The following is a 13,639-nucleotide window of genomic DNA, read 5'->3' on the forward strand; positions in this document are numbered from 1 at the left end:
TTGTCAAGTAGAAAATAGCCATGACGCCGCTTTTTTTAAAAGCGGGGACAGCCATCACAAAAGGCTCATGGGATCTACGTCTGCCTCAACCTGTGCGCGCATTATCATACCCTGAGCGCTGCCAGCCCCACGGCCTCGCTGACTCTGCCGCTTCATCTCATCAAGCGCTTTTCTTGCACACCTGTTAAGCGTCTTTGCATCCTTTCCCCTGATAATGATATGCCAGCGGTGTTTGCCCCGTATCTTGCTGAATGGCGCTGATACAGGGCCGAGTATGTCTATCTCTCCCCTGCTGTTTCGCATGAGAATTTCTTTAAGCAGCTCTGAAGAAGACGCCACCTGGTCCTCGTTATTACCCTTTATGAGAAGCCTTGCAATGCGCTTGTACGGCGGATAGCCCAGTGCCTTCCTGAATGAACTCTCGTCATCATAAAAACCCCTGAAATCGTGTCCGGATGCGTGACGGATGGCATAGTGTTCAGGGTTGAATGTCTGCACTATCACCTCACCTCCTTTGGAGCCGCGGCCAGCCCTGCCAGCCACCTGTGTCAGGAACTGGAATGTCCTCTCGCCGGAACGGAAATCAGGGAGGTGCAGGGATGCATCTGCAAGCAGGACACCTACCAGTGTTATGTCCGGAAGGTCCAATCCCTTAGTGACCATCTGAGTTCCAATGAGTATGTCTGCATCCTTATTCTTCATGCTCTGGAAGATGCGCATGTGGGCGCCCCTCCTCGCTGTCGTATCCCTGTCCATCCTGATTATCCTTGCATCCGGCAGGAGCTTCTTTAACTCCTCCTCAACCCTTTCTGTTCCTGCGCCGAATGCCTTCCATCTGCTGCCAATACACTTAGAACAACTATCAGGCGGTTTAATAATATAATCACAATAGTGACAGCATAAGTTACTGGCGCCCTTATGATATGTCAACGATACACTGCAGTTGGGACATTCCGGGGAATGGCCGCAGTCAAGACAGAGCAGAAACGGGGAAAAACCGCGCCTGTTCAGGAAGAGCAGGGACTGCTCGCCCCGCTCAATCCTTGCCCTGACTGCATCCAGAAGTTCATCCGTGAAGATAGTAAAGCCGGGCTTCTTTCTCAGGTCAACCACCCTTACAGCCGGCAGCGGCAGTTTGTTGATCCTGTCAGGCAGGGAAAGATAATTATACTTACCCTTCTCCGCATTATAGTAAGACTCGAGTGACGGCGTGGCAGAACCGAGTATGACCACGGCATTTGAAAGCTTGGCCCTCATGACTGCTACGTCACGGGCATTGAACCTGAAACCCTCTTCCTGCTTGTATGTGTGCTCATGCTCTTCGTCCACAACAACAAGGCCGATCCTGTCCAGCGGCGCAAATACTGCAGACCTGACGCCTATTACGACATCCACATCTCCGCCCTTTATCCTGATCCATTCAGTCCTCCTCTCGGCCTCTGTAAGTCCGCTGTGCAACACTGCTACCTTATCACCAAACCTTGAGACAAACCGCATGATAAGCTGAGGAGTTAAGGATATTTCCGGCACAAGGACAATCCCCTTCCTCCCCAGTTTGACGATCTCCTCAAGGGCTGACATATAAACCTCGGTCTTGCCGCTCCCTGTAATGCCATGAAGGAGATGGACAGCAAAAACTCCTCCGGTAATAGAGCCCGACAACTTTTCAAGGACGTCTTTCTGGGAAGGCGTAAGTTTGGGGGGGGGACAGGGCAGATCATTTTCATCGCTGAACGAGGCAGGGACATGATATTTTTTCCTGGGAGAAGTCACCCCTTTGCCTTCAGGGATACCTGAAAGCGCAGTCTTAAGTACCATCCCTATGGGAAACATATAATAGTCAGATGCCCACTTGCAAAGGGAGAGCATCATCTCATCAATCAGGGGTTCAGGGTCAAGGATGGTGTAAATGGGTTTGATCTCTTTTTCAGAGATCCTGCCCGCATGATGCGCTGGCAGTTCTTTCGATGCATTTATGATATAGCCGGTAATCTTCTGTTTGCCAAATGGGGCAATTACACGCTTTCCTTTTGCGACCTGATCCTGGAGTTCAGGCGGGCACTTGTAGGTAAACAATTCTTCAAAAGGACGCGGGACTGCGACTTGCAGGAACATAGGGTGATATTAGCACTCTATCAGTCCTCAAAGCAATATAAGTGACGGAGTGTCGAGCAGGGGTTGTAGCCGGTCTTTGTCCAGTTCCCGTCAGAGAGGCTTGACTCTCCAAGGCTACCCTCACCCCTTAATGGCGCCGCAGTTGTCCATCCCTCGCAGTTGCTGATGGTGCTTTCCAGTGTGCCATTTGAGTAAGTGCCGGTCCATGTGGTTGTTGAGAGATAGTCCCCTGTCTCTGTCTGGCTGATCGCCGTAAAGAGACTGCCATCTATCAGGTCTGCCTTGTTATTGGCAACGAGGACACCGTCAGGCCTGACCCACGGACCATCCGAGGTCAGGCGGTCTTTGGCATGGACGTAGTCGGAACTGGATGTATATGAAGAGAGCCATGCCTTGAAGTTGGATGCATTCGAAAGCCCGGCTTCCACGGCCAGGGACTGGCAGATGGCATCCCCGGCAGCAACTCCCCTGTTTACGCCAGCGCCTGGCCATGTGCTGAGATCGCCTGTCCCGCTCGAGGATGTGACAAATACCTTCTTTCCGAATGTGGCAAAATCCGGCAATGGCAGACCTTCTCCTGTCTCAAGACAGAGGAGGCGCCAGGAGGATGAGTTACAGCCGGTACTGTAGTTATGCGTCCAGCTATAGGTCGTGCCGTCTGTCCAGCCGCCAACAGCGTGGACCATCAAGTTGCTTGTATTACTTGTCCAGTCATAACAAGTTGTATTTCCTGAAGCATCATAAGTGCCGTCAGCATTCGTGCCGGTCATATATTTCTCGCCTGCTATAAAGGCATTACCTGACTCATCATATTTCACAGGCGCATAGACCGTCCCGTCATTGACCAGTTGGGAGATATCCGCGCTGAATGGGAATCCGTCTCCTGTCCTGACCCAGGGACCTGCTGTGTCCGGCAGGCTCGCCTGGCCGCAATTGTCTGACTTTTTTCCGGTCAGGTTATGGACACGGCAGTAGGCATCGTTACTGGAATCAGAGAGCCATGCCACAAATGTCCCGCTCAGTCCTGCCTCACTGGCAAGGGACTGACATATCGCATCCCCGGCCTCAAGCCCGGCCTTGCCTCCTGCGGCAGTCCAGGAACTGAGATTACCGTTTCCTGTGGCAGATGTAGCAAAGGCGGTCGCCGGAGCAGCCTCGGTCGTAAATGTCCATGAGAAGGCATCCTGTAGAGGATTCCCAGCCAGGTCCCTTGCACCGGTTGTTATCGTTGCAGTATAAATCGAAGAATAATTAAAGGGGCTCGAAGGAGAGAATGTGGCTGTATAGGTTGCCCCATCATAGCGAACAGTGCCGCTGACACTATTACCGTCCGCATCGCTGACTGTAAATGTATTGGTATTGATGGATTCCGGATCCATCGGCTCGCTGAAGGGAGCGGCGATGTTCGAGGCTACCGGAACAGGTGAAGGCGAACTGCTGCTACTGCTCCCGCCGGGGACCATCAAGCCGAAGATCTCCGGCGGCGTGGGATCGAGCCCTTTGCAGTAAGTATAATCTCCTATTTGGACTGGTCCCCCATCACATGAGACCTTACAGCTATTATAGAATGGATAGAGCTCACTGTAATCCGGATCTGTCACGGGCATGCTGTCTGCGATCTCTGATGGATTCTTGACCACTGTGAATGCTCCCGTCTCCTTATTCAGCTTGCAGAGGTCCATGCAACCGCTCTTGGATGCGGAGTCACACTTCCAGACAGCGGGAGTTGTTGAGTCTGTCGGCGGCACAGGAACTACAGGCGAAATGATCTCCCTGTGCTCAGGTTCTTTAACTGCTCCGGTCTTGGAATCAATGACCGCGTTTGTTGCAAGGCAGATGTTGCATGGCAGATACTCGAAGAGGTCCGTGACATCTCCCTTTTCCGGCTTGCATGGGGGCTGATCTTTCTCCCCTTCTTTCGTACAAGGCGGGTCTTCCGCTGGAACCTCTGCCTCCTTCGCGTAACAAAGATTAATGAATTCCTCAGGCAGTTTGGTGCCTTTGAAGGTCTTTAGATAATCGAGCGTTTCAGGAAAGTCCGGGATATTGTCCGTAGAAGAATAGGCTGTGGCAAGCTCTACCTTGCTTGATGAAGGCGTGCCGCCGGCAATGGGGATCGGAAACTTCGGGTGGATATCAATCAGGTCTATCCTCTTGCTCCCGAAAAAGAAATCGAAGACAGCGCTGACATAGAGCCTGAGTTCCGCAAGTACCTCAAAGGATGCATTCGTTTCGACACCGGAGTAAATCCCGAGGGCAGAGGTGCGGCTTTCCGGACGGACATCAAATTCGTTACTGCGTCTGTTGTCAGTCCCTTCAAGCATCGAAATACCAAACTGTCCTGCTGCGCCTGCCTTTATAGTCGGGGTCACCTTGATATAGGCATCCCAGTCTAACCCCGGGAGACCGTCCACCCATTCAGGAAGCATATCCGCCGGGTTATCAGGATACTTGATGCTCGCCGACGCCTCAGCATAGACAGATGGCTTGTTTTCGTCATTAGATCTGGACTCATATGATTCGAATTTGAATACTCCGCCTGGATCGTAATCAGGCCGGTAAAAAAAACCAGTTAATGGCGGGGCCCAGAGCTTGTCTCCAATAGAGCCGCGTGAACCAAGACCTATCTGGCTTATCCAGCCTGTCCGAAGGTTCTTATAATTACCCAGTGAAGGCATCGGTGTAGTATTGATATTAATACCAGGGATAATGCCATAGATGTCAGTCAACCTGATTGCAGCAGGAGATGGGGGCACGTCAAAAGTATCATCATCGAGAGGGATATAGGTATGGTTCGTTACATAAGGCAAATCAGCCACAACAGTGTTGGACTCGTACTTGAAGTGAGGGCTCACCTGAAATGTGCCAATGGGGGTATCGACATTAAATGAGCCAGGGTTGATATCAATTGACTTCTTTTTCTCTTCAGTGTCGAGGTTCAGGCCATAGCCGGAGAGGATCGGGTAATCCCCTGCCATGGGTGTGCTCTTATAAAGCTGACCGGTCCCATAATGGACACGCTGCAGTACTATGTTCTGTGTGATTGCATCAAATTTCCCGATGACAGGCAGTTCCACACTCAGTTTGCGGTAACCCTTGAAACGCCGGTTGATCCGGTCGAAATCGAGATAGCCTACCTGCTGTTTTACGACCACATCTCCAATCCCGATATTCAGGGAGGCCTGGGAGTTGACCGGTCCATCCAGCTTGGGAGAAAGCTGACGGAGAGTACAAACCGCGGCATCCGCCATGAGATCCCCGCTCCCGCCGCGGCCGTTCCATCCTGGACTCGCTTGTTTCTGGCTTGATCCGAGATTGCTTCCGGCATAGATCTGTGTCGCATAGCTGTTGCAGGAAGAGTCCTGTGTAACACAGGCCGCGGTATTAGGGTCGCTGCTAAATGTTTGAAAGAGTTCACACAGCTCACCCACGGCATCGAGGACAAAAGAGTTGTCACAGTCATTTTTTACCTTTCCTGTGACCACCTTTCCATTTGTTAGCAACGATTCTTTTGGGTCATCAGTTGCACTGCCACCTCCACCGCAGCCATTAGCCGCGAGACCAACCGCAACCAGCAGAACTAACATGGAAAATATATGTTTTTTCATCACACATTCCCCCGGAAATCGCTGTCATTTACCACAAAGACGCAAAGGACACACATTCCAGTCATTCCCACGAAACCTGTCCCCGCAGGATTTAAGCGGGGAGTGGGAATCCAGAATCAGGCCATGGTCTGGATTCCCGCTTACGCGGGAATGACGTTTTCACGGTTCTTTGTGAGCCCTGAGCTGTAAACGTGCCGAACAGTCGAAGGGCCATTACGGTTCCCTTCCAATGATACCTATTACACACTATGTGTAAAAAAATACCGACAAAACACTAAAACAAGTTATTTTACCATAATGCCAATTTGTTCTGTAGAATTATTGCAACATCTGTACCGGGCTGACTCCTCAGCTTGATATTTAATCCTTTGTCTTCTCTGAGTCACTGTGGTAAAAATGGAGGTTGATATGTACGCTGACTTTCTCAAGATTGCGGAGCATGCAGCACGTTCTGCAGGCAGTATCCTGCTCAAACACCTTGGAAAACCGCTGGATGTGGAGTTCAAGGGGGATGTTGACCTTGTTACAAAGGCAGACCGCCTTTCAGAAGACTCTATTGTCTCGATAATCCGGGGGGCTTACCCGGGCCATCAGATCCTGGCTGAGGAGGGGACGACTCAAAAAGGGGAGTCAGGATACCGCTGGATCATAGACCCCCTCGATGGGACAACGAACTATGCCCACACCTTTCCATGTTTCGCTGTCTCAATCGGTCTTGAGGCAGACGGTAAAATGGTTGCGGGGGTGGTTTATGACCCTGTCCGGGATGAATGTTTTACAGCTATGGAAGGCTGTGGGGCGCACCTGAATGGAAATCCAATCCATGTATCTGATACGGACAGCCTTGACTCAGCCCTTCTCGCAACAGGATTTCCTTACGACAGGAGGAAGAACCCTGACAACTATCTTGAACTGTTTAAAAAATTCATGATTAAAGCACAGGAAATAAGAAGACCGGGCTCTGCCTCCATAGACCTGTGCTACCTTGCATCAGGCCGGATAGACGGCTTCTGGGAGTGTAAGCTCAAACCCTGGGATGTTGCTGCTGCTGTTGTCATTGTCAGGGAGGCAGGCGGCCGGATTAGTGATTTCAGTGGAAATGCATATAGTATATATGGTAATGAAACCCTCTCAAGCAATGGCAGGATTCACAAAGAGATGGTTGAAACCATAAAATAGCCTGGCAAAGAGCTCACTCGAAAATACTCCTAAGTACCCGTCATCCCCATGGAACCTGTCCCCGCAGGATTTTTCACCCCGTCATTCCCACGGAAGTGGGAATCCAGAATCAGGCCCCGGTCTGGATTCCCGCTTATGCGGGAATGACGTTTTCATTAACCCTGGTGAGCCCTGAGCTGTGAGCGTGCCGAACAGTCTAAGGGCTCATGACGGTTCACCCGGCCTCTCGCCAGTTCCTGCCAACACCGCTGTCTACTTTAAGCGGCACTGTAAGTTGTAACGCACCCTCCATCTCAGCTATTACAATATCCCTTGCAGCAGCAAGTTCCTCCTCTGGCACCTCAAACAAGAGCTCATCATGCACCTGCAATATCATTGCAGCCCTCAGTCCTTCCCTGACAAATCTTCTGTGGATATTGATCATGGCAAGTTTGATTATGTCTGCGGCACTCCCCTGGACAGGTGTGTTTACTGCAATCCTCTCGCCAAACTGCCGCAGGCCGTTGTCTTCACTTGCCAGTTCAGGGACATACCGGCGCCTGTTGAGCAGTGTAGTCACATAACCGGACTCTTTAGCCCTTATTATTGCAGCATCTATAAATGACTTTACTCCCTTGTGCCGCAGGAAGTAGTTATCTATATATTCTTTTGCCTCCTGTTGTGTTATACCTGTGTCCGATGCAAGACCATACGGGCTAATACCGTAGACGATCCCGAAATTGACCGCCTTTGCCCGCCTTCTCATTTCAGGTGTTACATCAGACGGCGAAAGTCCGAAAATCTCCACTGCAGTCCTCGTATGGATATCTTCATCATTTATAAACGCCCGTGTCAGAAGCTCATCTCCTGAGATGTGGGCAAGTATGCGCAGCTCTATCTGTGAATAATCCGCAGACAGGAGGAGGCAGCCATTCCTTGCCACAAAGGCCTCTCTTATGCGCTGACCCATTTCCGTGCGCACCGGTATATTCTGGAGATTGGGTTTGCTGCTTGATAACCTGCCTGTGGAAGTAACTGCCTGGCTGAATGATGTATGCACCCGGCCTGTATCAGGGTTGATCAGGCTGAGGAGGGCATCGGCATAGGTAGATTTTAGCTTTGACAATTGCCTGTACGAGAGTATCTCCGCAGGCAGCTCATGCTGCAGGGCAAGCTCTGTAAGGACCCCTTCATCTGTTGAAAAACCTGTCCTGGTCTTTCTAATGGGTTTGAGGCCGATTTTGTTGAACAATATACTTGAAAGTTGTTTGGGTGAATTTATGTTAAACTCCTCTCCTGCAATGTAATATATCCTCTGACATATCACGCCCATATCGCGCTCCATCTCTTTGGAAAGCGACATCAGTATATCGGGATTAACCCTTATTCCTGTCATCTCCATTTCAGCCAGCACCTCAGCAAGCGGGATCTCCACATTACGGAACAGGTCATGAACGTCTGTTTCAATGAGTTTTTTCCCGAGAATTTCCTTAAGACGAAGGATAACGTCTGCCCGCTGACAGATGCGCTGTGTATCCTCATCTGAACATCCGCCATTGGCCTGGGGTTTCGCCTTTGGCGACAGCAAATTCATGTGCAGATGCTCGAGGGCAATACTTTCAAGGCTGTGGTCAGGCCGGCCCGGGTTCAGGAGATGTGAGGCAATCATTGTGTCAAAGTCAAAACCGTGCGGTCTCATGCCTGAACGATTCAACAGGATCATTTGTCTCTTGATATCGTGTGAACACTTCAGGATATCCTCAGACTCAAGCAGCAATCCCAAATGAGACATTATCTGCCTTAGCGTTAATGTCTCAGTAAACAGTGTGTCACCGGCAACCGGGATATACCACGCCTCTCCTTCCGTGGCTGACAGGCCCATTCCTTTCACTAAAGCAGTCATCGCATCAGAACTGACTGCATCAATATATAATGAAAACCGTCCCGCATCCCCTGTCTTTTTGATAATGTCTGCGAGCGCTCTTTCTTCTGATACGCACGTGTATGTTAAATTCTCATCTTTCGAAGAGGTGTGCCTGGTAAAGTGCCTCAGCAGGCTTGAGAATTCCAATTCCCGGAATAGCCCGATTATTTCATCGTAATCCGGCGGTTTTATCCTGAAATCTTCATAATCAATATTCAGAGGCAGTGAGGTGTTTATCAGCGCCAGCTCCCTGCTGAGTCTTGCCGCCTCTCCCTGTTCCTGCAAAAGGCTCCTTAGTTTCGGCCTCTTTACATCATCCAGATGTACCAGCAGATTCTCTATTGATCCGAACACAGATATCAGCTCCCTTGCCGTCTTCTCCCCGATTCCTGTTACCCCGGGAATATTGTCAATGGAGTCACCCATTAGCCCCATAACCTCTGCCACCCCTGAGGGGCCAACCCCAAATCTCTCCATCACATCAGCCTCACCAAAGAACCTGTCCTTCATCGGATCATAAACCCGGACATGTGGTGTAATAAGTTGAAACATGTCCTTGTCTCCTGTGACAATTATCACATCGTAGCCATCAGCCTCCCCTCTTCTCGAAACAGTACCAATGACATCATCCGCCTCATACCCCTCCAGGACAAGGACTGGGATTTTAAAAGCCCCTGTAACCCTGTGTATATACGGTATCTGCACTGAGAGGGCATCGGGCATTTTGGGTCTCTGTGCCTTATACTCCTCATATAATTCATGCCGTTTTGTCGGTCCTTTGGGATCAAATGCAATACAAAGCAACCGGGGGTTTTTCTCATTCAGAATCTTCAGAAGCATGTTTATAAAACCGTACACAGCATTCGTTGGAAGGCCCTTTGAGTTTGAAAGACCTCTGATGGCAAAGAATGCCCTGTATATGAATGAGCTGCCATCAATCAGATAAATTTCTTTCAGGTCATTTTTCATGTATGGCCATTGTAAATCTTTTGTTTATCCTTGACAATATAGACGCCTTGCCGATAGTATTAAACTTCTATATGCGCCTGAGGCATCTTAAAAGAATCAGTTTATATCTCCTGATTATTCATTTTACGATCATCCTTCCAGGAGGCAACATCCTGCCTGCAGAGATAAAAGGAAAAGTTGATGCTAAGATTATATATACAATAAAAAAAGGGGATACACTCTGGAGTATCTCAGAGAAATATTTAAAGAATCCTTTCCTGTGGCAGAGGTTATGGTCGGCAAACCGCTATATTTTAGATCCCAGTCTTATTGAACCAGGTTTCGATATTGTCATACCACCCCTTGTCACAAAAATGCTTGATGAACGGCCGCTGCTGCCTGCTGAAGACACTGCCAGTGCCCCGGCTATAACGCCCCTGGTGGAGGCAGCCCCGGCACCGCCTGCCGGCATGGAATCCCAGATACTCTCCCCTGTGGCTGAGGCGCCGCTAAAACCGCCAGATACTGCCATGCCACTGCCACCTGCTGAATCTACAGGACCATTGTCACCTTCAGAATCCACTGCATATGTTCCCGGCGCTGATATATCCGGTCCGTTTCCTGTCTCGGAAGGGACATATCTGATAGATGCACCTTCTGCAAAGAAGGCGCTGATCGTTGGAATGGATAAGTGCAGGGAGTGTCACGAAGGTCCTTATGTTCAGTGGAATAAAACAATTCACGCAAAGTGGAAACCACAACTTATTAAACCTGAAAAGGTCAAAGAAATAAAGAAGACAGACTGTGAAACATGTCATGGGCCCGGGAGCCTGCACGTCAGGGACCCTGGAAATCTTATGAATATCATATCATTTGGCGCAAAGTCTGCTGACACGAGGGATGAACAAAATGCCGTCTGCCTTAAGTGTCACGAAAAAGGGGGACTTTTCCACTGGAAAGCAGACAGACATGGCATGAACCTGCGGTGCACTGACTGCCATCATGTTATGGACAACCTGTCCGCGCAGGGACTCTTGAATGATACATCAGAAAAGGATATATGCCTTAGGTGTCATGTTCAGAAGAAGAAAGACTTATTGCGTTCACCACACCTATCCCAAAATGAAGAAAAGATGTCCTGCTCAACCTGCCATGATCCGCACGGATCTGACACGCCAGGCATGCTTTCTGCAATATCAGTAAATGACAACTGTTATAAATGCCATGCAGACAAGAGGGGGCCTTATCTGTTCGATCACCTCCCTGTGCAGGAAAACTGCCTGCTCTGTCATGAGCCGCATTCATCAATGAACCGGTCTTTACTTAAGATGAGACAGCCATTCCTGTGCCTTGAGTGTCACTCAAACCTTCCTGTAAAAGGAGCCTCTGTGCCTGATGCGCATGATGTGCTGAATCCAAACAGCCGTTTTACATACAACAAAGGGTGCACTAACTGTCATCCGATGATCCATGGCTCACGGCATCCTTCAGGTGCACGACTTCAGCGATGAAAATAGTATTTTTTATACTTCTTATAACGTTCCTGATTTCCGGCACAGGCTGGTCTCAGGAAGATCAGCACACCCCTCCGCTTCCTCAGGCGGGGGATAAAGAAACAGACACAGCAGTATCCACTACTCCCCTCACGGCAGGGGATGAGGCGAAAGTTGAAGCGGCATTACCAGATAAGGCCCCGTCAAAACCGGAAGACAAAGAGATACTGTACAGCCCTGCGCCGCCTTCGGCAACGACCGTAGAGATACTGTTTACACCGGCAACAGAAGAGGTATTGTTCAGTCCGCTCAGGGAACCTGAAATAGAGCGGGCGGAATTTCATGCAGAACTGACAACAGATTTCCAGGCTGTTGATCTTGACACCAACTCATCAAAGGCCAGTGAATACAGAAAACTTACAGACGGCTTTTTTATAAAGGGATTCTCTTTTACCTACGAAACCCGGAATCAGGAAATCAGCAGCCGCTTCAGCAACATAGCGCCTCTTGCCAACTTAATTGATGATGGACACGGGGATTTGCGTTACAGGAGGTATGGAATCATTGACATAAGTCTTGGCATTGATAAATTCCCACATGATTACTCTAATGATCCTGACATCTCAACACTGCGGGACAACTATGACTTCAATGTCAGATTAACGCCTGGAGACAAGTTTGCCATTACGACAACGTTGAGGGTGGAAAACATGAAAGGCAGAAGGCCTGTTACATTCGAGAATCTGACAGGGTCGGCGGGCACGCCTTCGGCAATTACGGAGATCACTGAACCCACTGACTTCACCACCGCCTCGTTTGCCATCGGCCTTGAGTATTCAGACGATCTTGTTGACATGCAGTTTAACAACAACGTGCAGGTATTTGCCAACACACGGTCCGATGAGCTCTTATGGGATAATCCCTGGCAAACAGGCGCTTACGGACGTGCAATGGCCGCTGATGACTATACTGTTCATACCCTCACATTTAAACCATCAGTCAGGATTGCAGATAATATACGGCTGATAAATTCTCTTTCATACAGCAGGGTCATCAATTCGATTAAACTTGTCCCCTTCACTACCGTAGAAGGTGTCGGCAGTGCATTTGAGAAGGATGTCCTTGACCCTGATGTAAGGAGCCTTAATGTCTCATCAACGCTTGCAACAGTCCCCTTCCATGACGTAAAGCTGAATATAAAATACAGGTACTATGCGTATGAGAACGACACACCTAAAGTTGAGGAACCTCCGGCATACGTAATGCTGGACGGCAACGTCACAAAATATTCAAGGAACCCGAGATATACTTCCAATATCATAAGGAGTGCCGGCATTGACGGCAACTGGTATATATCAGACAGGCTATCCGTTGATGCAGGGATTGAAGACCGGGGTAATCCGAGGCGCGAGCGGGAGGTGGCAGAAGAAAATATCAAGAGCTTCTTTATTACTGTCAAATCAACGATTCGTGATAACTTGTCAGGACATATGGGCTACAGGTTTGAGAGAAAGAGGGGAACCTATGACACTTCCTACTACAAAGCAGTCTATGATCCACTTAGTGATGTGAATAATCACCCGCTTATGCGTGCCTTCGACCTGTCCGGGTCAGACACACATACTATAAAGGGGGAAATCAATTTCCTTCCGTTTGATTTCCTGAATCTGAGCGCAAACCTTTCTGCAACAATGGCAGAACACACGGACGTATTAATCGGGAGGAGAAGCTCTCACGCAGAGTCTGCATCCATGTCAGCAGAATTAACCCCTTTTAAAAACCTCCTGCTGTATTCTCACTATATCTATAACAGGACCACTATTGAAAGCAGATATTCCTGGACGTATGACAGCACCCTTGCATCATCTTACCCGCAGGAGACAAATCCCCTATTATCCGGATATATAATTCCGGTTTCAGAGACAATTGAAGACAGGACAGGCAGTTATGCCGCTGGTTTCAGTTATGAGCCATTTAAGAAGATATCAATCACCGGAAATATCAGCAGGCATGATTTTTCAGGGACATCTGTCACGATGCCTTCTGTCAGCAGTACCACTGATACATACGAACTAAAGATATCCTGCAGTCTGGGCAGCGCAGCCTACCTGTCACTCCTGAAATTAAAGGGACTGCGGATCAGCGCCGGATATTATTCCGAGGTATATAAACGGGATGACTATGCGCTGGATAACTTTCCTGATCCTGTTGATGTCATTGTTATTACTGACCCTCAGGACCTTTTCCTTGGTGTGAGAGAACCTGATTACAGATTGAGTTTGTTTTCACTATCACTTGCTTTTTATTTCTGATTGTGCTTCATTATCAGTAAATACGCCGTAGAAATAACATTTTACTCTTGACTTGTTAAAATCATTTCATTAGAATTTCAT

At 49.0% G+C, this 13,639-nt stretch carries 6 protein-coding genes; 3 read left to right on the top strand and 3 right to left on the bottom strand.

The genetic code is table 11. From position 1 onward, the window contains the following. Positions 1–54: 54 nt before the first annotated feature. Together priA and IT393_05080 are read right to left on the bottom strand one after the other, a co-directional pair. Positions 55–2,115: a primosomal protein N' gene (priA, locus tag IT393_05075; protein MCC7202023.1), complete on the bottom strand. Its 2,061-nt coding sequence runs from the start codon at positions 2,113–2,115 to the stop codon at positions 55–57. 20 nt (positions 2,116–2,135) lie between these two features. Further along, the gene (locus IT393_05080; GenBank protein ID MCC7202024.1) at positions 2,136–5,723 is read right to left on the bottom strand and encodes an Ig-like domain-containing protein; all 3,588 of its coding nucleotides are present in this window, start codon (positions 5,721–5,723) and stop codon (positions 2,136–2,138) included. Between the two features lie 408 nt (positions 5,724–6,131). Between IT393_05080 and IT393_05085 the strand changes: the two genes are divergently transcribed. Then, a complete protein-coding gene (locus IT393_05085) occupies positions 6,132–6,902 on the top strand; it encodes an inositol monophosphatase (GenBank protein MCC7202025.1) in 771 nt (256 codons plus the stop codon). Positions 6,903–7,116: 214 nt separating this feature from the next. On the opposite strand, the gene polA is transcribed toward IT393_05085, so the two are convergent. Next, positions 7,117–9,774 carry a DNA polymerase I gene (gene polA / locus IT393_05090; protein MCC7202026.1) on the bottom strand — a complete coding sequence of 886 codons (2,658 nt, stop codon included), beginning with the start codon at positions 9,772–9,774 and terminating at the stop codon, positions 7,117–7,119. 2 nt (positions 9,775–9,776) lie between these two features. Between polA and IT393_05095 the strand changes: the two genes are divergently transcribed. Next, positions 9,777–11,264: a DmsE family decaheme c-type cytochrome gene (locus IT393_05095; protein ID MCC7202027.1), complete on the top strand. Its 1,488-nt coding sequence runs from the start codon at positions 9,777–9,779 to the stop codon at positions 11,262–11,264. Further along, positions 11,261–13,558, top strand: a complete 2,298-nt coding sequence (locus IT393_05100) for an MtrB/PioB family outer membrane beta-barrel protein (GenBank protein ID MCC7202028.1) — start codon at positions 11,261–11,263, stop codon at positions 13,556–13,558. The genes IT393_05095 and IT393_05100 overlap by 4 nt, the downstream gene beginning before the upstream one ends. Positions 13,559–13,639 lie beyond the last annotated feature (81 nt).

Source organism: Nitrospirota bacterium (assembly GCA_020851375.1).
Lineage (GTDB): Bacteria > Nitrospirota > 9FT-COMBO-42-15 > HDB-SIOI813 > HDB-SIOI813 > RBG-16-43-11.

Coding starts and splice junctions, on each gene's coding strand:
- priA (MCC7202023.1), bottom strand. CDS start 2,115: ATGTTCCTGCAAGTCGCAGTCCCGCGTCCTTTTGAAGAATTGTTTACC.
- IT393_05080 (MCC7202024.1), bottom strand. CDS start 5,723: ATGAAAAAACATATATTTTCCATGTTAGTTCTGCTGGTTGCGGTTGGT.
- IT393_05085 (MCC7202025.1), top strand. CDS start 6,132: ATGTACGCTGACTTTCTCAAGATTGCGGAGCATGCAGCACGTTCTGCA.
- polA (MCC7202026.1), bottom strand. CDS start 9,774: ATGAAAAATGACCTGAAAGAAATTTATCTGATTGATGGCAGCTCATTC.
- IT393_05095 (MCC7202027.1), top strand. CDS start 9,777: ATGGCCATTGTAAATCTTTTGTTTATCCTTGACAATATAGACGCCTTG.
- IT393_05100 (MCC7202028.1), top strand. CDS start 11,261: ATGAAAATAGTATTTTTTATACTTCTTATAACGTTCCTGATTTCCGGC.